17 protein-coding genes and 1 tRNA gene are annotated in these 22,261 nt (G+C 71.3%); 10 read left to right on the top strand and 8 right to left on the bottom strand.

Translation table 11 applies throughout. The annotated features are described in order from the left end of the window. Positions 1–338: 338 nt before the first annotated feature. The 5 genes from ABZY31_RS22770 (at position 339) to ABZY31_RS22750 (ending at position 7,161) form a co-directional block, all read left to right on the top strand. Positions 339–1,130: a serine protease gene (locus ABZY31_RS22770; protein WP_356413098.1), complete on the top strand. Its 792-nt coding sequence runs from the start codon at positions 339–341 to the stop codon at positions 1,128–1,130. A 143-nt stretch (positions 1,131–1,273) separates the two neighbouring features. Then, positions 1,274–1,582, top strand: a complete 309-nt coding sequence (locus ABZY31_RS22765; RefSeq protein WP_356413096.1) for a chorismate mutase — start codon at positions 1,274–1,276, stop codon at positions 1,580–1,582. Positions 1,583–1,679: 97 nt separating this feature from the next. After that, positions 1,680–4,199, top strand: coding sequence for an aminopeptidase N (pepN, locus tag ABZY31_RS22760; RefSeq protein WP_356413094.1), 2,520 nt, complete (start codon positions 1,680–1,682; stop codon positions 4,197–4,199). 125 nt (positions 4,200–4,324) lie between these two features. Next, positions 4,325–5,752 carry a pyridoxal-dependent decarboxylase gene (locus ABZY31_RS22755; RefSeq protein WP_356413093.1) on the top strand — a complete coding sequence of 476 codons (1,428 nt, stop codon included), beginning with the start codon at positions 4,325–4,327 and terminating at the stop codon, positions 5,750–5,752. Further along, positions 5,749–7,161 (top strand): SidA/IucD/PvdA family monooxygenase, encoded by a 1,413-nt coding sequence (locus ABZY31_RS22750; protein WP_356413091.1) that lies wholly within the window; start codon positions 5,749–5,751, stop codon positions 7,159–7,161. Before ABZY31_RS22755 ends, ABZY31_RS22750 begins: the two co-directional genes overlap by 4 nt. A 45-nt stretch (positions 7,162–7,206) precedes the next feature. On the opposite strand, the gene ABZY31_RS22745 is transcribed toward ABZY31_RS22750, so the two are convergent. Further along, positions 7,207–9,015: a 5'-nucleotidase C-terminal domain-containing protein gene (locus tag ABZY31_RS22745; protein ID WP_356413089.1), complete on the bottom strand. Its 1,809-nt coding sequence runs from the start codon at positions 9,013–9,015 to the stop codon at positions 7,207–7,209. 173 nt (positions 9,016–9,188) lie between these two features. On the opposite strand from ABZY31_RS22745, the gene ABZY31_RS22740 reads away from it, so the two are divergent. The 3 genes from ABZY31_RS22740 to ABZY31_RS22730 all read left to right on the top strand — a co-directional run bounded on the left by ABZY31_RS22740 (position 9,189) and on the right by ABZY31_RS22730 (position 14,248). Next, positions 9,189–9,929, top strand: a complete 741-nt coding sequence (locus tag ABZY31_RS22740) for an SIMPL domain-containing protein (RefSeq protein WP_356413088.1) — start codon at positions 9,189–9,191, stop codon at positions 9,927–9,929. A gap of 156 nt (positions 9,930–10,085) precedes the next feature. Beyond that, positions 10,086–11,513, top strand: coding sequence for a pyruvate kinase (gene pyk / locus ABZY31_RS22735; RefSeq protein WP_356413086.1), 1,428 nt, complete (start codon positions 10,086–10,088; stop codon positions 11,511–11,513). Between the two features lie 131 nt (positions 11,514–11,644). Further along, on the top strand, positions 11,645–14,248 hold the full coding sequence (locus tag ABZY31_RS22730; protein ID WP_356413084.1) for an MDR family MFS transporter: 2,604 nt from the start codon (positions 11,645–11,647) through the stop codon (positions 14,246–14,248). A 75-nt stretch (positions 14,249–14,323) separates the two neighbouring features. Here ABZY31_RS22730 and ABZY31_RS22725 read toward each other — a convergent pair whose 3' ends face one another. Then, the gene (locus ABZY31_RS22725; RefSeq protein ID WP_356413083.1) at positions 14,324–14,728 is read right to left on the bottom strand and encodes a hypothetical protein; all 405 of its coding nucleotides are present in this window, start codon (positions 14,726–14,728) and stop codon (positions 14,324–14,326) included. A 94-nt stretch (positions 14,729–14,822) separates the two neighbouring features. On the opposite strand from ABZY31_RS22725, the gene ABZY31_RS22720 reads away from it, so the two are divergent. Next, positions 14,823–15,464 carry a TetR/AcrR family transcriptional regulator gene (locus ABZY31_RS22720; protein ID WP_356413081.1) on the top strand — a complete coding sequence of 214 codons (642 nt, stop codon included), beginning with the start codon at positions 14,823–14,825 and terminating at the stop codon, positions 15,462–15,464. A gap of 115 nt (positions 15,465–15,579) precedes the next feature. Here the strand turns inward: ABZY31_RS22720 and ABZY31_RS22715 are convergent. Beyond that, positions 15,580–15,654: transfer RNA gene (locus ABZY31_RS22715), tRNA-Leu, on the bottom strand. A gap of 74 nt (positions 15,655–15,728) precedes the next feature. Between ABZY31_RS22715 and ABZY31_RS22710 the strand changes: the two genes are divergently transcribed. Continuing rightward, positions 15,729–16,418 (top strand): response regulator, encoded by a 690-nt coding sequence (locus tag ABZY31_RS22710; protein WP_356413079.1) that lies wholly within the window; start codon positions 15,729–15,731, stop codon positions 16,416–16,418. A gap of 116 nt (positions 16,419–16,534) precedes the next feature. Here ABZY31_RS22710 and ABZY31_RS22705 read toward each other — a convergent pair whose 3' ends face one another. From ABZY31_RS22705 to ABZY31_RS22685, 5 genes are all read right to left on the bottom strand, one after another. Further along, complete coding sequence (locus ABZY31_RS22705) at positions 16,535–17,251, bottom strand: ABC transporter ATP-binding protein (RefSeq protein ID WP_356413077.1); 717 nt, start codon at positions 17,249–17,251, stop codon at positions 16,535–16,537. After that, on the bottom strand, positions 17,248–18,132 hold the full coding sequence (locus ABZY31_RS22700; RefSeq protein ID WP_356413076.1) for an ABC transporter ATP-binding protein: 885 nt from the start codon (positions 18,130–18,132) through the stop codon (positions 17,248–17,250). Before ABZY31_RS22700 ends, ABZY31_RS22705 begins: the two co-directional genes overlap by 4 nt. A gap of 4 nt (positions 18,133–18,136) precedes the next feature. Beyond that, positions 18,137–19,960 carry a branched-chain amino acid ABC transporter permease gene (locus ABZY31_RS22695; RefSeq protein WP_356413074.1) on the bottom strand — a complete coding sequence of 608 codons (1,824 nt, stop codon included), beginning with the start codon at positions 19,958–19,960 and terminating at the stop codon, positions 18,137–18,139. Then, the gene (locus tag ABZY31_RS22690; protein WP_356413073.1) at positions 19,957–20,886 is read right to left on the bottom strand and encodes a branched-chain amino acid ABC transporter permease; all 930 of its coding nucleotides are present in this window, start codon (positions 20,884–20,886) and stop codon (positions 19,957–19,959) included. Before ABZY31_RS22690 ends, ABZY31_RS22695 begins: the two co-directional genes overlap by 4 nt. A gap of 91 nt (positions 20,887–20,977) precedes the next feature. Continuing rightward, positions 20,978–22,210, bottom strand: coding sequence for a branched-chain amino acid ABC transporter substrate-binding protein (locus ABZY31_RS22685; RefSeq protein ID WP_356413071.1), 1,233 nt, complete (start codon positions 22,208–22,210; stop codon positions 20,978–20,980). Between the last annotated feature and the right edge of the window lie 51 nt (positions 22,211–22,261).

Here is a 22,261-nt window from a genome sequence, read left to right as displayed (position 1 = left end):
GGCGGTGGCGATCAGGGTCTTGGAGGGCACGCAGTCGGTCACCTCAAACGCCGGCGAGGCTGGATTCTGCCCGGCGAGGTTGGATTTCGCCCGGCAAGGGGTGGATGGTCGCCGAGGCTGAGTTGTGCCCGGCAAGGCTGGATGGTGCCCGGAGGGACTGAGTTGTGCCCGGCGGGACTGAAGCGCGCACCGGAGGGCCGGCCGGGTGGACCTTGGCCGGAATGGGGTTCTTGTGCGGGGGCGGTGGGGGGATGTGACATGGACCCGTCATGTCCGCCGTCCCTGCGGCGGCGTGCGCGACGCACCCACGCACCGCCCCACCCCCCACGAAAGGCAGCGTGCCGACTGTGTTGCAGACCAAGAACGTCACCCGCCTGATCCGCCGTACCCTCGCCGTCGCGGCGGTCGCCCTCGCGGCCGTCAGCCTCCAGCCCGGCGCGGCCAGCGCCGACCCGACCCCCGTCGTCGGCGGAACCCGCGCCGCCCAGGGCGAGTTCCCCTTCATGGTCCGCCTCTCCATGGGCTGCGGCGGCGCCCTCTACAGCTCGCAGATCGTGCTGACCGCCGCCCACTGCGTCGACGGATCCGGCAGCAACACCTCCATCACCGCCACCGCCGGAGTCGTCGACCTCAACAGCTCCAGCGCCGTCAAGGTCAGGTCCACCAAGGTCCTCCAGGCCCCCGGTTACAACGGCAAGGGCAAGGACTGGGCCCTCATCAAGCTCGCCAAGCCCATCAACCTGCCCACCCTCAAGATCGCCGACACCACCGCCTACAACAACGGCACCTTCACCGTCGCGGGCTGGGGCGCCACCCGCGAGGGCGGCGGCCAGCAGCGCTACCTGATGAAGGCCACCGTCCCCTTCGTCTCGGACGCCGCCTGCCAGGCCGCCTACGGCAGCGACCTGGTCCCCGGTGACGAGATCTGCGCCGGCTTCGACCAGGGCGGCGTCGACACCTGCCAGGGCGACTCCGGCGGCCCGATGTTCCGCCGCGACGACGCCGGAGCCTGGATCCAGGTCGGCATCGTGAGCTGGGGCGAGGGCTGTGCCCGCCGCGGTTACCCCGGTGTCTACAGCGAGGTGTCCACCTTCGCCTCCGCGATCCGCGCCGCCGCCGCCACACTCTGACCCCGTCCCGTCGACCTCCCCGTCCTTCCGGCCGCGCGGGACGTGGCCGCAAGGACGGGGGCCCCGGGCCCGTACGCACGGAGCCGTCTCACAGGCCGAGCGGCCGCAGACCGGGCCCCACCAGCCACGTAAGCTCGGGAAACATGACGAACGAGAACGTCCGCGAGGAACTGGCGCGGCTGCGGGACAGCATCGACAACATCGACGCGGCCGTGGTGCACATGCTCGCCGAGCGGTTCAAGTGCACCCAGCAGGTCGGCCACCTCAAGGCCAGGCACCAGCTGCCGCCCGCCGACCCGAACCGCGAGGCCAGCCAGATCGCCCGGCTCCGCCAGCTCGCCGAGAACGCCAAGCTCGACCCGGCCTTCGCCGAGAAGCTGCTCAACTTCATCATCGCCGAGGTGATCCGCCACCACGAGACGATCGCCGCGGGCGAGGACACCGAGGCGTAGGCCGGGCAGCATCCGGGGCCCCGTCCGCCCCGACCCGTTCCGCGGGCGCCCGTACCGGCCCTTTGGCACGCGGCGCCGTTTTGGCAGCATGGGGCGCATGTCCGCACTGACGCGCAACGAAGCGCAGACCCGAGCCGCCCTCCTCGACGTCCACCACTACGCCGTCGCCCTCGACCTCACGCGGGGCGACGAGACCTTCGACTCCACCACCGTCATCCGGTTCAGCGCCCGCGCCGCCGGTGACACCTTCGTGGAGCTGAAGCCGGAGGAACTGCGCTCCGCCGCGCTCGACGGCAGCCCGCTCGACCCCGCCGCCCTGACCGGCAACCGGCTCCCGCTCACCGGGCTCACCGAGGGCCCCCACGAGCTGCGCGTCGAGGCGGTGATGCGGTACTCGCGCACGGGCGAGGGGCTGCACCGCTTCACCGACCCCGCGGACGGGGAGACGTACGTCTACAGCCAGATGTTCCTGGACGACGTGCAGCGCGTCCTGCCCGCCTTCGACCAGCCCGACCTCAAGGCCGTCTTCGAGTTCACCGTCACCGCGCCCGCCCACTGGAGCGTCATCGCGAACGGGACCACCGAGCGGACCGGGGAACGCGCGGGGGACGGCGCCGGAATCTGGACGTCCGCGCCCACCCCCGTCATCTCCACCTACCTCGCCGCGATCGCCGCGGGCCCCTGGCACACCGTCCGCACCGAGCACGCCGGGCTGCCCTTCGCCGTGCACTGCCGCCGGTCCCTGGCCCCCCACCTGGACGCCGACGCCGAGGAGATCCTCGGCATCACCACGGCCTGCTACGACCGCTACCACGAGAAGTTCACCGAGCCGTACCCCTTCGACTCCTACGACCAGGCCTTCGTCCCCGAGTTCAACGCGGGCGCCATGGAGAACCCGGGTCTGGTCACCTTCCGCGACGAGTACATCTACCGCTCCGCCGTCACCGACACCGAACGCCAGTGGCGCGCCGTGGTCATCGCCCACGAGATGGCCCACATGTGGTTCGGCGACCTCGTCACCCTGCGCTGGTGGGACGACATCTGGCTGAACGAGTCCTTCGCCGAGTACATGGGCTACCAGATCCTCACCGAGGCGACCCGGTTCACCGGCGCCTGGACCGACTTCGGCCTCGCCCGCAAGGCCTGGGGCTACGACGCCGACCAGCGGCCCTCCACCCACCCCGTCGCCCCGGACCCGGAGGCCGTCCCCGACACGGCCTCCGCCCTCCTCAACTTCGACGGCATCTCCTACGCCAAGGGTGCCTCCGCCCTGCGCCAGCTCGTCGCCTGGCTCGGCGAGAAGGACTTCCTCGCCGGCATCAACACCCACTTCCAGCGGCACAAGTTCGCCAACGCCTCCCTCGCCGACTTCGTGGACTCCCTCGCCGCCCACACCGACCGCGACGTCCACGCCTGGGCCGAGACCTGGCTGCGCACCACCGGCACCGACACCCTCGTCCCGCGCGTCGAGGACGGCGCCGGCGGCTGGACCCTCACCGTCGACCGGCAGGGCAGCCGCCCGCACCACATCGCCGTCGGCGCCTACGACGACGTACCCGGCGAGGACGGCGTACTGGAACGCCGCGAGCTCCTCGAACTCGACCTGCCCACCACCGAGGTCATCTCCGGCGCCGGTCCCCGCCCCGCCCTGATCCTCCTCAACGACGGCGACCTCGGCTACGCCAAGGTCCGCCTGGACCCCGGCTCCTGGGACACCGTGGTGCGCGCCCTCTCCGGCGTCCCCGACGCCCTGACCCGGAGCATCATCTGGAACGCCGCCCGCGACATGGTCCGCGACGGCGAACTCCCGCCCGCCGCTTACCTCGAAGCGGCCGCCGCCCACCTCCCGCACGAGGGCGACCTCGCGATCGTGCAGAGCGTCCTCGGCTTCGCCCGGGCCCACATCGCCGACCGCTACCTGCCCGCCGCGGACCGCGCCGGCGCGCTGGCCACCCTCACCGCCCTCACCCGCGCCCTGATCCGGCGCACCGAGGACGGCGCCGAACCCGGGCTGCGCCTGGCCTCCGTCCGCACCTTCATCGACAGCGCCACCCAGCCCGACACCATCGCCGCGTGGCTCGCCGACGGCACCGTCCCCGGCGGACCCGAACTCGACCCCGAACTGCGCTGGCGCGTCCTGGCCCGGCTCGCCGCCCTCGGCGCCGTCGGCGAGGACGCCATCGCGGCCGCGCTCGCCGACGACCCCAGTGCCACCGGTGAGGAAGGCGCCGCCCGCTGCCGCGCCGCCCTGCCCGACGCCGACACGAAGCAGGCCGCCTGGGACCGGATGTTCCACGACGACACGCTGTCCAACTACCTGTTCTCCGCCACCGCGCAGGGCTTCTGGCAGCCCGAACAGGCCGAACTCCTGCACGCCTACGTGCCCCGCTTCTACCCCGACGCGCTCGCCCTGACCGCCCGCCGCGGCCCCGCCATCGCCGAAGCCGTCGGCCGCTACGCCTTCCCCGTCCACGCCATCGACCAGGAGAACCTGCGCGCCGGACAGGACTGCCTGGACCGCGGCGAGCCCATCCCGCTGCTTCGGCGCAAGCTCACCGACCAGCTCGACGACCTCGCGCGGGCCCTGCGGGTGCGGACCGCCCCGGTGGCCGACTGACGGCGGCCGAAAACCGCCCACGGGACAAACCCCGGCGGTTACCCCATTCGGGTCGGATCGTTGTCACGGGTGGGGGTCCGGCTGGTCCGGGCCCCGCGCCCCGCCCAGCTTCCGTGAGGACCCGCGTGACGAGCCGCACGACACCGCCGCCCGGCGCCCCGCCCCCGCTGCCCCCGCTCGCGGGCGGCAGCGGGGCCGCCGCCGCGCTGCGGCCCCTCCTCGACACCGTCCTCGACGCCCTCACCACCGGCGCCGCCGCCCGCGGCGGGCCCCTCCCCGCGGGCGGGCCCGAAGCCGTCGCCGCCCGCGTCCGCGCCGCGCTGGGCGACGTACTGCCCGCGCACGGCCACGGCGACCACGAAGCCCTGCGCACCCTCGTCCACACCCTCGCCGAGGGCGCCGCCGACCCGGCCGACCCGCTGTGCGCGGCCCACCTGCACGGCCCGCCGCTCGCCGTCGCCGCCGCGGCCGACCTCGCCGCCAGCGCCCTGAACCCGTCCCTGGACTCCTGGGACCAGGCCCCCGCCGCCTCGGTGGTCGAAGCGCTCCTGACCCGGGCCCTCGCCGCCGAGCTGTACGACACCCCGCACCCGGACGCCCTCGTCACCACCGGCGGCACCGAAGCCAACCAGCTCGCCCTGCTGCTGGCCCGCGAACACCACCGCCGCGCGGGCCCCCTGACCGTCCTGCACGGCGCCAACGCCCACCACTCCGTCCCCCGCGCCGCCTGGCTCCTCGGCCTCCCCCCGGCCACCGGCATCCCCACCCCCACCGGCACCCTGCACCCCGCCGACCTGGACGCGGCCCTGACCCGGGCCCGCCAGGAGCGCCCCGGGCCCGTCCTGGTCACCGCCACCGCGGGCACCACCGACGCCGGGCTCATCGACCCCCTGGACGCCCTCGCCGACGTCTGCGCCCGCCACGGCGCCGAGCTCCACGTCGACGCGGCCTACGGCGGGCTCCTCGCCCTCAGCCCCCGCCACCGACACCTCCTGCACGGCCTCGGCCGCGCCCGCTCGCTCACCCTCGACCTGCACAAACTCGGCTGGCAGCCCGTCGCCGCCGGACTCCTCGCCGTCCCCGACACCGCCCTGCTGGCCCCCCTCGCCCACCAGGCCGACTACCTCAACGCCACCGACGACACCGCAGCCGGCCTGCCCGACCTGCTCGGCCGCTCCCTGCGCACCACCCGCCGGCCCGACGCCCTGAAGATCGCGGTCACCCTGCGCTCCCTGGGCCGCGACGGCCTCGCCCGGCTCATCGACGCCACCTGCGCCGTCGCCGTGGAGTTCGCCCGCCTCGTGGAGGCCCACCCCGGATTCGTCCTGCACGCCCCGCCCACCATCAGCACCGTCCTGTTCCGGCCGGCCGACGCCGACGACGCCCGCCTCGCCGCGGTCCGCCGCACCCTCCTCCTCGACGGCCGCGCCGTCCTCGGCCGCGCCACGGCCAACGGCCGCCTCTGGCTGAAGGCCACCCTGCTCAACCCCCGCACCACCGCGGGGGACCTCGCCACCCTCCTGACCCTCCTGGAAGGCAGCACCCACCGATGACCGCTCCACTCGAAGCACCCCATGACCTCGTCGGAATCGGCATCGGCCCCTTCAACCTCTCCCTCGCCGCCCTGGCCCACGGACTCCAGCAGCACGAGTTCTCCGGCGGCCTCGCCACCGCCTTCTACGACCAGCGCCGCGACTTCGCCTGGCACCCCGGCCTCCTCATCGAAGGCGCCACCCTCCAGGTCCCCTTCCTGGCGGACCTCGTCACCCTCGCCGACCCGGCCAGCCCCTGGACGTTCCTGAACTACCTCAAGCACAAGGAACGCCTCTTCCCCTTCTACTTCGCCGAGCGCTTCCACATCCAGCGCGCCGAGTACGACGCCTACTGCCGCTGGGTCGCCGGGCAGCTCCCCGGCCTGCACTTCGGCCACCAGGTCGACGCCGTCCGCTGGAACCCCGAACGCGACCTCTTCGAGGTCGACTTCACCCAGGTCGACGCCGACGGCGAAGCCGAGGCCCTCGGTCGCACCTACACCCGCAACCTCGCGCTCGGCATCGGCACCGCGCCCTACGTCCCCGACCCCCTGCGCCCGCTCGCCGAAGCCCCCACCGTCCCGGTCGTGCACTCCGCCGAGTACCTCGACAACCGGCAGCGGATCCTCGGCGCGGAACACGTCACCGTCATCGGCTCGGGCCAGTCCGGCGCCGAGGTCTTCCTCGACCTGCTGCGCGCCCGCCCCGCCGGACGCGAACGCCTCACCTGGCTCGCCCGCACCCCCTCCTTCGCCCCCATGGAGTACTCCAAGCTGGGCCTGGAGCACTTCACCCCGGACTACACCCGCTACTTCCACGACCTGCCCGAGCCCGTACGGGACAAGCTGCTGCCCGCGCAGTGGCAGCTCCACAAGGGCATCGACGCCGACACCATCGCCGCCATCCACGACGAGCTGTACCGGCGGACCCTGCACGGCGGCTGGCCCGACGTCGTCCTCACCCCCGGGGTCAGCGTCCGCACCGCGGGCCGGGTCGCCACCACCAAGGTCGAACTCCACCTCGAACACCTGGAACAGGGCACCCGCTCCCGGCTCACCACCGACGCCGTGGTCCTGGCCACCGGCTACCGGGAACGGCCGCTCGGGCAGCTCCTGGCCGGGCTCGACCCGTACCTGCGCAAGGACTCCTCCGGCCGCCCCCGGATCGACGACCGGTACCGGATGAAGCTCGACCCCACCGTCACCGGCACCGTCTTCGTGCAGAACGGCGAGCGCCACACCCACGGCGTCGGCGCCCCCGACCTCGGGCTCGCCGCCTGGCGCAGCGCCACCATCCTCAACACGCTCACGGGCAAGGACCCCTATCCGCTGCCCGCCCGCACCGCCTTCACGACCTTCGGCCTCGAACAGCGCGAAGCCGCCCGGCCGCGGGTGCCCGGCGCGCTGCTGCCCCTCGTGGAACACCCCTGAGACGGGGGCGGGGGTGGTTCTCGTTGCCACCCCCGCCCGGGCCCGCTAGAAGACCGGCACCCCGGCCCGCGTCAGCTTCCAGTCCACCGACGCGAACTGCGCCGGGTCGACCGTGCCCTTCGCCTTCACCCACTGGATGATGGTGTTGCGGATCTCCTCCGAGTTGGCCCACAGCTGCTTGGCCTTCGGCACGTGCGGGAAGTTGCCGCCGCCCGACGCCCGGTAGTTGTTGACCGCCAGGACGAACTGCGCCGCCGGGTCCACGGGCTTGCCCTGGAAGGACAGCCCGGTGATCCGCGACCCGGCCGGCTGCGCGATGTCGATGTCGTACGTCACGCCGTACACCGCGTCGTAGTTGTAGTCCGGGATGCTCTCCGCGTTCGTCAGCTTCGCCGGGTCCACCGGGTCACCCGGCGCGGTCCGCGCGTAGTACTTCGCCGAGAACTCCAGGTAGTCCTTCAACTGCGCGCCCGTCAGCAGCCGCGCTTCCAGGGTGTTCTCGAACGGGTACAGGCCCGCCGCGTCCTTGATGGTCACCCGGCCCGCCGGGATGGCCGCCGTCCGCGAGAAGCAGGAGGCCTGCGAGAGGACAGGTAGCGCCGCCCACTCGGTACCGGCCAGCGCCGTCTTCACCGTCTCCGCCTGCACGTGGCTGATCAGGTCGATGATCGGCACGTCCTTGAACGGGCCTTCCGCCGAGGACATCGCCGCCAGCGAGGTGCCGATCACCTGGTTGACGTACGACACCACCTTGCGGTGCTCGTCCGACAGCAGCCGGACGATCTTCGGGTCCTCGGCCGCGGTGTTGGAGTTCAGCACCCGCGCCCCGACCTTGTCGACCGACCAGCGGCCCTTCGCCCACGACAGCTCGAAGTCGAACAGGGTCAGGCGCTGACCCCACTTGAGCGGCTCGGAGAGCACGACGTCCTTGCCGGTCGCCTTGTTCTTCACCCGGTACTCCGGGATCTCGGTGTGCGCGTGGCCCACCAGGATCGCGTCGATCCCCGGCACCTGCTCGGCCACCAGGGCGGCCGCGTTCTCGATGTACGGGAGCTGGTCGCCGTAGCTCGACGTACCGCTCGACCCCGAGTGCGCCGAGACGATCACGATGTCCGCGCCCAGCGAACGCAGCCGCGGCACGTACTTCGCCGCCTGCTCCTCCAGGCCGGGGAAGGTCATCTTCCCTTGCACGTTCGCCTTGTCCCAGATCGCGATCCCCGGGTTGGTCAGACCCAGCACCGCCACCTTCACGTCCGGGCCGTGCGGGGTGCACACCCGGTGCATGCTGTACGGCGGGAAGGCAGGCCGGAGCGTCTTCGCGTCCAGGGCGTTCGCCCCCAGCAGCGGGAAGTCGCACTGCTCCTCGAACTTCCGCAGCACCGGAATGCCGTAATTGAACTCGTGATTGCCGAGCGCCGCCGCGTCGTAGCCGATCGCGTTCATCGCCTGCGCCATCGGGTGCACCGGACCGCGGCGCGCCGTGATCGGGTCCACCTTGGCGTAGTAGTACGAGAGCTGGGTGCCCTGAATCGTGTCGCCCGCGTCGATCAGCAGGGTGTTGCCGCGTCCCTTCTCCGCGCGGACCTGGTTCACCAGCGTGGAGATCTTCGCCAGGCCGACGTCGTTGTGCGCCTTGTCGTCGAACTCCTTGTCCGTGAAGTAGTCCCAGTTGAAGACATTGCCGTGCAGGTCGGTGGTCCCCATCACCGTGAACGCGTAGGTGCGCGGCGGCCGGGACCCCTGCGCGGCGGCCGGGGTGCTCGCGGACGCCGGGGCGCTCGCGGCCCCCGTCAACGCCACGGCGGCCCCCGTCGCGGCCGTGGTCCCCAGGAACGTCCTGCGGTCGAACGCCATGCCATCTCCCTCGTGCCGGGGCCCGCCCGGTGGGGCTGCCCCTGTGAAGCGTGAACAACTGCGTAGGTAACGCGCGTAGATTCTGACCCGGCGAGAGCGACGGCGACCAGCCCCGCCAGGTTGCGATCCGATGACCGGAGTCAGCGGGAGGCCGACAGTGCGAGAGTGAAACCATGACCGATGACGCAACGCCCCAGTCCTTCGGAACCCACCAGCCCTACGGAACGCCGCTGCCCTACGGGACCCCCGATGTCCCCCGGGTCGCCGTGCGCGGCGAAGCCCGCATCGAGGTCGACCCCGAGATCGCCCGCATCGGCATCACGGTCAGCGCCCGCGGCGTCGACCGCCGGGGCGCCCTCGAAGACCTCACCCGGCGCAACAACGCCGTCCTCGACCTGGTCAAGAGCTACGGGGAGTCCGTGGAGAAGCTCGAAACCGGCGCCTTCTCGATCACCCCCGAACTCACCCGCCAGGGCCGCGGCGAACGCGTCCGCGCCTACCACGGCCGGGTCCTCATCACCGCCGAACTCAGCGACTTCACCGCCCTGGGTGAGCTCACCACCCGGCTCGCCGACCTCGAACTCACCCGTGTGGACGGACCGTGGTGGGCGCTGCGCCCCGAGTCGCCCGCCCACGGCCAGGCCCGCCGGCAGGCGGTGCTCGAAGCCGTCAAGCGCGCCCGCGAGTACGCCGAAGCCCTCGGCGCCCGGCTCGCCGCCCTCGTCGAACTGGCCGACCTCGGGGCCGAGGACGCGGGGCCCCGGATGCTGGCCGCCCCGGGCGGCGCCATGCGGTCGATGGCCTACGGGGGCGCCCCCGAGGAACACGCCCCGGCGCTCGACCTCGAACCCCAGCGGCAGACCGTCTACGCCCAGGTGAACGCCCGCTTCACGATGACTCCTCCGCAGCTCTGACGCACGTGCCGGCCGGCTTCGCGGAGGCCCCCGGGGGTGCTCATCAGAGCACCCCCGTGCACATTCAATAATTGTCAACAAGCTTTTGCTCAAAGGTTGTTGAGTGGTCACCCGGAACCAATTCTCTACTCCCCGGTAGGGGCATACGCTCAGCTCATGCGCCGAGCGAAAATCGTTTGTACCCTGGGCCCCGCGACCGACTCATACGACCAGATCAAAGCCCTGGTCGAAGCCGGAATGGACATCGCCCGCTTCAACCTCAGCCACGGCACCTACGCCGAACACGAGGAGCGTTACCACCGGGTGCGCAAGGCCTCCGACGAAACCGGCCGCAGCGTCGGAATCCTCGCCGACCTTCAAGGTCCGAAGATTCGCCTCGGCCGCTTCCGCGAAGGCCCCGTACTCCTTGAACGCGGAGACGAGTTCACCATCACCGTCGAGGACCACGAAGGCGACCGCCACACCTGCGGCACCACCTACAAGGGCCTCTCCCACGACGTCACCACCGGCGAGCGCATCCTCGTCGACGACGGCCGCGTCACCCTCGAAGTCACGGGGGTGGACGGACCGCGCGTGCACACCCTGGTCGTCGAGGGCGGCATGGTCTCCGACCACAAGGGGCTGAACCTCCCAGGCGTCGCCGTCTCCGTGCCCGCCCTCTCCGAGAAGGACATCGACGACCTCCGCTGGGCGCTGCGCACCGGCGCCGACGTCATCGCGCTGTCCTTCGTGCGCAGCGGCCGCGACATCGAGGACGTCCACCGCATCATGGACGAGGAAGGCCGGCGCCTCCCCGTCATCGCCAAGATCGAAAAGCCGCAGGCGGTCGAGAACATCGACGACATCGTCGCCGCCTTCGACGGCATCATGGTGGCGCGCGGCGACCTCGGCGTCGAAATGCCCCTGGAGCAGGTGCCGATCGTGCAGAAGCGCGCGGTGAAGCTCGCCAAGCGCAACGCCAAGCCCGTCATCGTGGCGACGCAGATGCTCGACTCGATGATCGACAACTCCCGCCCCACGCGCGCCGAAGCCTCCGATGTCGCCAACGCCGTCATCGACGGCACCGACGCCGTCATGCTCTCCGGCGAGACCAGCGTCGGGAAGTACCCGATCGAGACGGTCCGCACCATGGCCCGCATCGTCGAGGCCGCGGAAGAGGACATCCTCGCCAAGGGGCTGCCGCCGCTCACCGAGCGGAACAAGCCGCGCACCCAGGGCGGGGCCGTGGCCCGGGCCGCCGCCGAGATGGGTGACTTCCTCGGCGCGAAGTTCCTCGTCGCCTTCACCCAGAGCGGGGACACGGTCCGCAGGCTCTCCCGCTACCGCTCGCCGATCCCGCTGCTGGCCTTCACCCCGGACCAGGCCACCCGCTCCCAACTCAACCTCACATGGGGCGTGGAGACCTTCCTCGGGCCGCACGTGGACTCCACCGACGCGATGGTCGCCCAGGTCGAGGAAGAGCTCCTGCGCATCGGCCGCTGCGTGCCCGGCGATGTCGTCGTGATCACGGCGGGCTCGCCCCCCGGCGTCTCCGGATCGACCAACCTGGTCCGCATCCACCACATCGGCGACGCGGTCCGCTGACCCCGGCGGCCGATGGCCGCCCGCCCGGGCCCCCACGGGGCGCGGACGGGCGGGCGGCCAGGTGCGCCGGAGGCCGGTGAATCAGCGCCGATGACCCTTGTCGTGTCGGCGGGTTGGACTATCTTTCTTCCGTGGACGAGCTGATCGCCGAAGACCCGCCCCGTATAGGCCCGTACCGTCTGATCGCCCGGCTGGGCGCGGGCGGCATGGGCCTGGTCTACCTGGGCCGCTCCGAGGGCGGCCGCACCGTCGCGGTGAAGGTGGTGCAGGCGGAGTTCGCCGGTCAGCCCGAGTTCCGCAGGCGGTTCGCCCGCGAAGTGGCCGCGGCCCGCCGGGTGGGCGGCAACTGGACGGCGGCCGTACTCGACGCCGATCCCGAGGCCGCGATCCCGTGGGTGGCGACCCAGTACATCCCGGGACCGGACCTCCAGACCGTGGTGGCCAAGGACTTCGGCCCGCTGCCGGAACACTCGGTCCGCATCCTCGCCAACCGCCTCGCCCTCGCCCTGCGCGCCATCCACGAAGCCGGGCTGATCCACCGTGACCTCAAGCCGTCCAACGTCCTCGTCACTGTCGACGCCCCCCGCGTCATCGACTTCGGCATCGCCCGCGCGATGGAGAGCCTGACCGGGGACAGCCTGTACACGCGCCCCGGCATGCTGATCGGTTCCCCCGGCTTCATGTCGCCGGAGCAGGTCCGGGGCCTCGACCTGACCCCCGCCAGCGACGTCTTCTGCCTCGGCGCCGTCCTCGTCTACGCCTCGACCGGGCGCCTGCTCTTCGGGGCGCCCGACACCGGGCTGAACGCCCACCTCTTCCGGATCGCGGAGGAGGAGGCCGACCTGACCGGGGTCCCGGAATCGCTCGTCGACCTCGTCCGCGCGTGCCTCGACAAGGCCCCGGACCGGCGCCCCACCCCCGAGGAGGTCGCCGCACGTACGGCGACGGACCATCCCGGGGAATGGCTGCCCGGCGCCGTCCTGGCCCAGCTCGGCCGCCACGCCGCTGAACTCCTGGACTTCGCCCCGGCGCAGGCTCCCGCAGAGATTCCGGCGCCGACCCCCGCGCCGACCCCCGCGCAGACTCCAGCCCACGCCCCCGCGCAGACCCCCGTGGAACCGCTCGCCGCGCGGCCGGACCCCCGTGTCGCGTCGGACAACCTGTACGCGCACCCGCTGCCCGCACCCCCCGCCTACCCCCCGGCGACGGCCACGCCGTTGATCCCCGGGCAGGTCTTCGGCCCCGTCGACGGCTCCTGGGTCACCACGGCCACCCCGCTCTCGGCCCAGGACCCGGCGCCCCCGCACCCCCGGCGGTGGTGGGGCCTGGCGTTCCTCGTCCTGGCGCAACTGATGGTGCTGCTCCAGGCATCGGCCTTCAACATCGCGTTCCCCTCCATTCAGGCCGACCTGGGGATGCGGACCCAGGACCTGAGCAGCCTGGGCAACGCCTACGGGCTCGCCTTCGGAGGCTTCCTGCTGATCGGCGGACACCTCGCGGACCTGGCGGGCCGCAAGAGGATCCTGACCGTCGGAGTGGTCGGCCTGGCGGTGGCCTGCGGGCTCGGCGGCGCGGCCGCCAACGCCGACATGCTGCTCTGGGCCCGCGCCCTGCAAGGCGTCTTCGGCGCCCTGCTGACCGCCTCCGCGCTGTCGCTGGTGGCCAACGCCTTCACCGACCCGAGGGAACGCGGCCGGGCCTTCGGCGTGTACGCCACGGTCATCGGCAGCGGTTCGGTGCTTTCCCTGTTGGCGGGCGGCTGGTTCGTCGAGACCCTGAGCTGGCGCTGGTCCTTCTTCTCCGGCGTCCTCCTCGCCGTGATCGTCCTGATCGGTGCGCTCACCCTGGTGCACGACCGCCCGGGGAGCACGGGAGCCCGCCCCGACCCGCTCGGGGTCATCCTCGGCTCCGGCGCACTGGTCGCCCTCACCTACGGTCTGACCGGTGGCCAGTCCGAGGGCTGGGCCGTCACTCCGCTGGTCCTCCTTCTCATCGTCGGCGGCGCCCTCCTGTTCGTCGCCTTCATGTGGTGGCAGAGCCTGACCTCGAACCCGGTGCTCGCACCGGACGGCAACCGCATCGGCGCCTTCCTCGCCGTGGCCCTGTCCGGCATCGGTCTCTTCACCCTTTTCGCGGCCCTGACCTTCTTCCTCCAGTTCGCCCTCCGGTTGTCCCCCTTCGACACGGCAGTGCACCTGTTGCCCCTGGTCGCCGCGAACGTCATCGCGTCGACCCTGATCTCCCCCCACCTGCTGCGGCGCACCGCCCCGCGGCTCCTGATCGTGGCGGGCCTGCTGGTCACCGCGGTCGGCCTGGCGCTCCTGGCCTCGCTCTCACTCCACAGCGGCTACGCACCGCTGGTCCTGCCCGGCATCGTCCTCGTCGGCCTCGGCTCCGGCCTGGCCGTACCGGCGCTCTTCGCCGTCGCGACCGACGCCGCCGGACCGCACGCCGGTGGCGCCTCGGCCGTGATCTCCGGAGCCCAGCACCTTGGCCTCTCGATCGGCGCGGCGCTGCTCAGCGCGAGCATCGCGAACCAGGTACGAGCTGCGCGGGCGAGGTCGCTGCCCGTGGCGGTCGCCGAAGAGCTGCTCAAGGGCCACATCAACACCCTTTGGTGGGCATGCGGGAGTACGCTCCTCGCGGCCCTGCTCGCCGCCGTGCTGATCGGGTCCCGGTCCGCGCGCCCCGGCGCCATGGCGCACCCCGACCCGTCCGGGGTGGGCCTGTCCTGACAGGTGTGTTCGCCGGACCGCCCTGACGGGTCCCGTGGGACACTTCCCGGCCCCCGGCGCCGACCCTGCGCGACCTCAGCCCCGTATGCGGGGGATCGCCCCGGCCGCGGCCCTGAGGCTCCGGTCCCTGCGCACCTCGGGGGAGAGGACCGGCACCGGAGCCCCGCGCCTCCACTCGGCCCGGCTCGCGCCCGCGCCCGCCACCCTCGCGGCGAACGCCCGCTCGGCCGCCGAGTCGTGCTCCCGCAGTTTCCGCACCGCCCGCAGTCCCTGCGCCGCCCGCACCTCCCGGTGCCCGGGCGCGGCCGCCTGTGCGGACTCCCACCAGGCTTTCGGCTCCGGGAAGTTGGGAATCGGCACCTCGTGCCCCGCGGCGGCGAACTCCTCGCCCGTGGGCTCGTACCAGTGCTCCTGCCAGAGCTCCGGGCGCCCACCCTCCTGTCGATCCTGCTGATCCTGCTGTTGTCCTTGCGTGCTCACGCATCCGTTCATGACTCAGCCCCCGCCCCAGTCGAACCGATCTATCGAAACGCTACGCAGCGTTTCGATAAACGGTAGCGGCTATCGTGAAGCCGTGTCAACCACTCCCACCCCCCGAACCGGCGGCCGCCTCCGCAACGAGGAAGCCCATCGATCCGTCCTGGAGGCCACCGCCGCGCTCCTCCTGGAGAACGGCTACGGCGCCCTCACCATCGAAGGCGTCGCCCGGCGGGCGAACGTCGCGAAGAGCACGGTCTACCGCTGGTGGAAGACCAAGCCCGAACTCGTCATGGACGCCTTCACGCACGCCCCGGAGCCCGGCCCGGACACGGGCGGCCTCGCGGGCGACCTCACCGCGTTCCTCGCCGGCCTCTACGCCGAGGCAGGCGATCCCGTCCGGGCCCGCGCCCTCACCGGCCTCGCCGCCGAGGCCCGGCTCGCGCCCGCCTCCGCCGACCCCTTCCGGGCCTGGTGCCGGGCCCGCCGCGAGCTGGTCCGGTCCCTGCTCGCCCGCGCCGTCGCCCGCGAGGAGATCCCCCCGGCCACCGACCTCGACCGCGCCGCGGACCTCGTCCTCGCGCCGTTCTGGTACCGGCTCCTGATCGCCGGCACCCCCCTCGACGCCGCCGACGCCTCCCGTGACGCGGCGGCCTTCCTCCACGGCCTGGCGGCTCCGGAAGGCGGAAGCGCGGACGGGAGGGGGAGCGGGAGGGCGCACGGACGCGCGGAAGGGTGAAGGGACCCGCAAAGGACCGGCGAACCACGTCGGCAAAACAGCCGACAGCACGGTCGGAATCGCTCGTTTGAGCTAAGGCCCGCGAGATTCGCGCGACCATGGAATATAAGGAAAGTGCCCCAGGTGGGATTCGAACCCACACTGTCCGCTGTTTGAGAGCGGCCTCTCTGACCAGTTGGAGTACTGGGGCCTACGAAACGAAGGACTCAACGAACCCTGCGCGAGACCACCTTACAGGAGCTAGGTAGGCTCAGGGGAGCTGTTATGCCCCGCAACGAGGAGCCCTCCGTGACCGCCGAGCACGAGTCGTCGCCCACGCCCGTCGACGCCGACCAGTCGCATGTCCCGCCGCTGACGACCCGCGTCGTCATCGCCGAGGACGAGGCGCTCATCCGGCTCGACCTGAAAGAAATGCTGGAGGAGGAGGGCTACTCCGTCGTCGGCGAGGCGGGTGACGGTCAGCGCGCCGTGGAGCTGGCCCGCGAGCACCGCCCGGACCTCGTCATCCTGGACGTGAAGATGCCCGTCCTGGACGGGATCTCCGCCGCCGAGATGATCGCCGCGGAGTCCATCGCCCCGGTGCTGATGCTCACGGCGTTCTCGCAGCGCGACCTCGTCGAGCGCGCCCGGGACGCGGGGGCCATGGCGTACCTGGTCAAGCCGTTCTCCAAGAGCGACGTGGTCCCGGCCATCGAGATGGCCGTGTCCCGCTTCGCCGAGCTGCGCGCCCTGGAGAAGGAGGTCGCCGACCTCTCGCTCCGCCTGGAGACCCGCAAGCTCGTGGACCGCGCCAAGAGCATCCTGCAGACCCAGTACGGCCTGACCGAGCCGGCTGCCTTCCGCTGGATCCAGAAGACCTCGATGGACCGCCGCATGTCGATGCAGCAGGTCGCCGAGGCGGTCATCGAGGACGCCGAGGAGAAGAAGAACGCCGCCGCGGCGGCCAAGGAGTAACCCCCGGCCGCGACCTCGCGCGCGACCGCGCCCCCCGTACGACGCGAGTGGCCCGCCCCGGAATCCGGGGCGGGCCACTCGCATGGTGTGTCAGGTCGGCCGAACGGGTCGGCCGGTCAGTCCTCGCCGAGGTACGCCTTGCGGACGTCCTCGTTGACGAGCAGCTCGCGGCCCGGACCCGACAGGACGATCTTGCCGATCTCCATGACGTGCCCCTGGTCCGCGAGCGAGAGCGCGGCCTGCGCGTTCTGCTCGACGAGCAGGATCGTGGTGCCCGCCGCCTTGAGTTCGGCGATGGTCGCCATGATCTTCTGCATCATGATCGGCGAGAGGCCCATGGACGGCTCGTCCAGCATCAGCAGCTTCGGCCGGCACATGAGCGCGCGGCCCATCGCCAGCATCTGCTGCTCGCCGCCCGAGAGGGTGCCCGCGGCCTGCTTGCGGCGCTCTCCCAGGATCGGGAAGAGGTCGTAGGCGCGCTGGACGTCCTTCTGGATGCCTTCCTTGTCCTTGCTCAGGAAGGCGCCGAGGAGGAGGTTGTCCTCGATCGTCATGCGCGGGAAGATGTGCCGCCCCTCGGGGGAGTGGGCGAGCCCGAGCGCGACGATGTCGTGCGCGGGGGTCTTCTTCAGCGACTTCCCGTTGAACCGGATCTGGCCGCCGCGCGGCTTGATCAGGCCGGACAGCGTCCGCAGGGTGGTCGTCTTGCCCGCACCGTTGGTGCCGATGAGGGTGACGATCTGGCCGGCCTCGACACTGAACGAGATGCCCTTGACGGCTTCGATCTTGCCGTAGGCGACCCGGAGGTCCTCGACCTCGAGGAGTGCGGTCACTTGGCTTCTCCGTCCGTGCTGGTGGTGCTGTGCGCCTCGGCGGCCTCGACCTCCGCGGCTTCTTCGGCGCCGGGGGCGCCTTCGAAGGGTTCGCCGAGGTAGGCGGCGACGACGCGCTCGTCACCCTGGACCTCGGCCGCGGTGCCCTCGATGAGCTTCTCGCCCTGGACGAGGCAGGCGACGCGGTCGCAGAGGTTGAAGATGAAGCGCATGTCGTGCTCGATGACGAGCACGGCGATGCCCTGGTCCCGGATGGCGAAGATCAGCTCTTCGGCCGCCCGGGTCTCCTGCGGGTTCATGCCCGCGGTGGGCTCGTCGAGCAGGATGAGCCCCGGGTCGCTGGCGAGCGCGCGGGCGATCTCCAGCTTGCGCTGCTCGCCGTAGGGCAGGTTGCGCGCCAGGTGCTCGGCCTTGTGGGACAGGCCGATGAACTCCAGGAGTTCCAGGGCGCGCGCCCGGCTGGCCGCTTCCTCGCGGTGGAAGACCGGCAGCCGCAGCAGCGAGGACCACAGGCCCTGCTTGGTCCGGGTGTGCCGGCCGACCAGGACGTTCTCCAGCACCGTCATGTTGTTGAAGAGACGGATGTTCTGGAAGGTACGCGCGATACCGGCCGCGGTGACCTTGTACGACTTGGGCGGCAGCACCGTGCCCTTGTACCGGACCTCGCCCTCGGTGGGGATGTAGAGGCCGGTGAGGCAGTTGAAGAAGGTGGTCTTGCCCGCGCCGTTGGGGCCGATGAGCCCCACGATCTCGCCCGCCCTGACGGTGAGGCCGACGTTCTTGACGGCCGTGAGGCCGCCGAAGCGCATCGTGACGCCCCGCGCGTCGAGGACGGTCTCCGCCGCGGGGGCGGCGGGGGTGTCGGTGGTGGTGGTCGTCATGGGTTCAGACCCCTGCCTTGCCGAGGACCGTGGGCGCTTCCATGTCCTGGTGGAGTTCGAGCTGGTTGCGCCGGTTGGGGATGATGCCTTCGGGGCGCAGGCGCATCAGGATGATGAGCGCGACGCCGAAGGCGAGGAGCTGGTACTCCTCCATGCCCTGGAGCTTGTTGGGGATGAGGAAGAGCAGCGAGCCGCCGATGAGGGGGCCGGAGATGGTGCCCATGCCGCCGAGTACGACGGCGGCGAGGAGGAACGCCGAGTTCGGCGGGACCGCGTTGGCGAAGACGTACTGCTCGGGCGTCACGGTGTACGAGACGTGGGCCTGTACGGCGCCGGCCAGACCAGCCAGGGTGGCGCCGAGGGCGAAGGCGATGAGCTTGACGCGGAAGCCGTTGATGCCCATGGCTTCGGCGGCGGTCTCGTCCTCGCGGATGGCGACCCACGCGCGCCCGATGCGGGACTCCGAGCTGCGGCGGAAGACCATCACCACGATGAGGGTGATGAGCAGCATCAGCAGGAAGTAGTTCGCGAAGCGGCCGATGGTGAATCCGGCGACGGTGTGCGAAGCGCCGAAGTCGAAGCCGAACAGGTCCACGTTCGGGATCGAGGAGATTCCGTTGGGGCCGTTGGTGACGTCGGGGCCGGAGACGCCGTCGAGGTTGTTCATGGAGATCCGGAAGATCTCACCGAAGCCGAGCGTCACGATGGCGAGGTAGTCGCCGCGCAGCCGCAGGGTCGGGGCGCCGATCAGCACGCCGAAGACCATGGAGGCGGCGGCGCCGATCAGGATCGCGGCCCAGAAGGGCAGGTGCACGCCGAACGGCGAGTTGGGCGAGCCGGAGACCAGGGCCGCGGTGTAGGCGCCGACGCCGAGGAAGGCGACGTAACCGAGGTCGAGGAGACCGGTCAGGCCGACGACGATGTTCAGGCCGAGCGCGACGGTGGCGAAGATGAGGATGTTGACGCCGAGGGTCGCGTACTGGTCGTCGGTCTGCGTGAAGGGGAAGGCCGCGGCGGCGACGAAGGCTCCGACGAGCGCGACGTTGCGGTGCCGGGCGGTGACCGCCGAGAAGCGGGCGATGAGCCCCGCCTTGTTCAGGGCGGCGGCCCCGAAGCCCGCGGTGATCAGGAAGCCGAGGAAGAGCTCCTGGTACGCGGTGGTGATGCCGAAGGTGAAGATGCCCAGGCCGATGCCGAGGAGGACCGCGATGAGCAGGATCTCCAGGTAGGCGGGCAGCGCCTTCATGGGGCGGACGGGACCGTTGGTGAAGGCGGCCTTCACGGTGGCCCACCGGTTGCGGCAGGCCAGCTTGAAGTTGTCCATGCCGCTGTCTTCGGGGTCCGGCTCTTCCGCCACCGGGCGCTCGAAGGGCAGCGCGAGGGCGCCGAGCAGGGCCAGCAGGCTGACGACCGCGAGGAAGAAGCCGCCGGGCTCCAGGTCCACGAGGTGGCCCAGTTCGGTGATGATCGCGATGATCGTGAACCAGGCGGTGGCGAAGGCGGCGAGCGCGGAGAGCTTGATCGCCGCGTCGGCGCCGGCCGGGACGAGCCAGCCGAGGCCCTTGACGCCGTACGACGCGAGGCCGAAGAGGGCGGTCATCAGGCCGCCGACGAGGACCAGCCACTGCAGGCCCGCGGGGGAGCCGTAGAAGGTCAGGTCTCCGGGGAAGGCGGCGGTCCAGGTCCAGGAGAGGAAGGCAGAGAGGGCGGTGAGCGCGCCGCCGACCGTGGCGAGGGCGCGGCCCGTCTTCTCGGAGAGGGGAACGAAGCCCCGGACGGGGGTGGCGGTCTGCGGGGTGTCCGCGGTGTTGGTGGTCATGGTTGTCACGCCCTGTCGGCCACGCGCTGGCCCAGCAGGCCCTGGGGCCGGAAGAGGAGCACGAGGATGAGGAGTACGAACGCCCAGGTGTTGCCCCAGGTCTGACCGCCCAGCTGCTGGAAGCCGGGGATGTCGGCGATGTAGGCGGTGGCCATCGTCTCGGCGAGGCCGAGGACGAGTCCGCCGATCATGGCGCCGTAGATGTTGCCGATGCCGCCGAGGACGGCCGCCGTGAAGGCCTTGAGGCCCAGCAGGAAGCCCATCTTGAAGTTGATCTCGCCGTACTTGAGCCCGTAGGCGACGGCTCCGATGGCGGCGAACACGGCACCCAGGGCGAACGCGACCGTGATGATCCGGTCGGTGTTGATGCCCATGAGCTTGGCGGTGTCCGGGTCCTGCGCCGTGGCCTGCATGCCGCGGCCCGTACGGGTCTTCATGACGAAGTAACCGAGGAAGGCCATGGAGATGGGGGCGGCGATCAGCAGGAAGACGTCACCGGTCTGGATGGTGACACTGCCGAGGTGGAAGGGTCCGCCCGCGATCTCGGGGAAGACGATGGAGGACTTCGCGTTGGGGTACCAGGCCCATACCGCCTGCTGGAGGGCGAGCGAGAGGCCGATGGCGGTGATGAGCGGGGCGAGCCGGGGAGCGTTCCGCAGCGGCCGGTAGGCGAAGCGTTCCGCTCCGACGGCGAAGAGGGTCGCCACGATGACGGCGCCTATGAGCATGAGGGGCAGCGCGATCCACATGGTGGTGCCCGAGGGGAGGATCGTCCATGCGGTGAAGGCGCCGAAGCCTCCGGTCATGAAGATCTCGCCGTGCGCGAAGTTGATGAGCTGGACAATGCCGTAGACCATCGTGTAGCCAATGGCGACGAGCCCGTACATGGATCCCAGTAGCAGGCCGTTGACCAGCTGTTGCGGCAGTTCGTGCACCGCAGGTCCTCCGAGTCTTTCGACGGATGTGACACCGCGCGGGGCGCTGTGTGCGCGCCCCGCGCGGCAGGAGAGAAGTGGTACGGGCCGGTTACTTGGCGGGGTAGGTGCCCGACTCGACGGCCTTGAAGTCCGGGCCGTCGACCTTGTAGACGGTCAGCTGCTTGTTGGTGGCGTCACCGAACTCGTCGAAGGAGACCTTGCCGGTCACACCGTCGAAGGTGACGCCCTGGACGGCTTCGAGCACCTTGGCGCGGGCGCCGTCGGGGAGCTTGCCGTCGTTGCCGTCGACCGTCTTCTTGACGGCCTCGATGATCGCCCAGGCGGAGTCGTACGAGTAGCCGCCGTAGGCCGCGTACGGGTCCTTGAAGCCGGCCTTCTTGTAGTTCGCGATGAACTCGGTGGCCGACGGGAGGGTCTCGACGGGCGCGCCGACCGAGGTGGCCATGTCGCCCGCGGCGGCGGGGCCGGCCAGGTCGACGAACTTCTTGTCGTAGATGCCGTCACCACCGATGAGGGGGATGTTGGCGCCCGCGGCCTTGATCTGCTTGCTGAGCGGACCGGCCGCCGGGTACTCGCCGCCGTAGTAGACGACGTCGGCGCCCGAGTTCTTGACCTGGGTCACGATCGCCGAGAAGTCCTTGGACTCCGGGTCGAGGTGGCCCTCGCCCGCGACGGTGCCGCCGAGCTTGGTGAACTCGCCCTTGAAGGTGGCGGCCAGACCGGCGCCGTAGGTCTTCTTGTCGTCGATGACGAAGACCTTCTTCTTGCCGCCCTTGTTGAAGAGGTACTGCGCCGCGAACGGGCCCTGGATGGCGTCCGTGGTGGCGGTGCGGAAGTAGCTCTTGTAAGTGCGGACCTTCTGGCCGGTGGCCCAGTTCGGCCCCTGGGTCAGGGACGGGCTGGTGTTGGCCGGGGAGATCTGGGCCAGCTTGGCGTCGTCGAAGACCTTCTGCATCGACTCGGACACCGAGGAGTTCAGCGGACCCACGACGCCGAGGACGTTCTTGTCGGCGACGAGCTTGGTGGCGTTCTGCTGTCCGGAGGACGGCTGGGCCTGGTCGTCGAGGGCCTGGATCTTGAAGGTGACGCCCTTGACGTACTTCTTCTCGTTGGCCGTCTTGACGGCGAGGTCCACGGAGTTCTTGATGCCGAGGCCCAGGGCGGACAGGTCGCCGGAGAGCGGCGCGTCGACGCCGATGGTGACCGTGATGTCTCCGCCGCCGGAGGAGTCCGCCTTGTTGTCGCGGGAGCCACAGGCGGTGAGAGTGAGAGCGCCCGCGGCGAGGGCGGCCGTCACGGCGATGAGCGAACGATGACGCACGATCAGTCCTTTCCTGGCGCCGCGTCCCCCCTGGGACGCGCCGAGTCGAAC

It is taken from the genome of Streptomyces sp. NPDC006529 (assembly GCF_040611795.1).
Lineage (GTDB): Bacteria > Actinomycetota > Actinomycetes > Streptomycetales > Streptomycetaceae > Streptomyces.
This window is presented reverse-complemented; position numbering and strand designations above follow the sequence as displayed.

Bases quoted from the DNA above. Each gene is read 5' to 3' on its own strand.
- ABZY31_RS22740 (WP_356413088.1), top strand. From the start codon at position 9,189: ATGACCGATGACGCAACGCCCCAGTCCTTCGGAACCCACCAGCCCTAC.
- ABZY31_RS22750 (WP_356413091.1), top strand. From the start codon at position 5,749: ATGACCGCTCCACTCGAAGCACCCCATGACCTCGTCGGAATCGGCATC.
- ABZY31_RS22765 (WP_356413096.1), top strand. From the start codon at position 1,274: ATGACGAACGAGAACGTCCGCGAGGAACTGGCGCGGCTGCGGGACAGC.
- ABZY31_RS22745 (WP_356413089.1), bottom strand. From the start codon at position 9,015: ATGGCGTTCGACCGCAGGACGTTCCTGGGGACCACGGCCGCGACGGGG.
- pyk (WP_356413086.1), top strand. From the start codon at position 10,086: ATGCGCCGAGCGAAAATCGTTTGTACCCTGGGCCCCGCGACCGACTCA.
- pepN (WP_356413094.1), top strand. From the start codon at position 1,680: ATGTCCGCACTGACGCGCAACGAAGCGCAGACCCGAGCCGCCCTCCTC.
- ABZY31_RS22700 (WP_356413076.1), bottom strand. From the start codon at position 18,132: ATGACGACCACCACCACCGACACCCCCGCCGCCCCCGCGGCGGAGACC.
- ABZY31_RS22710 (WP_356413079.1), top strand. From the start codon at position 15,729: ATGCCCCGCAACGAGGAGCCCTCCGTGACCGCCGAGCACGAGTCGTCG.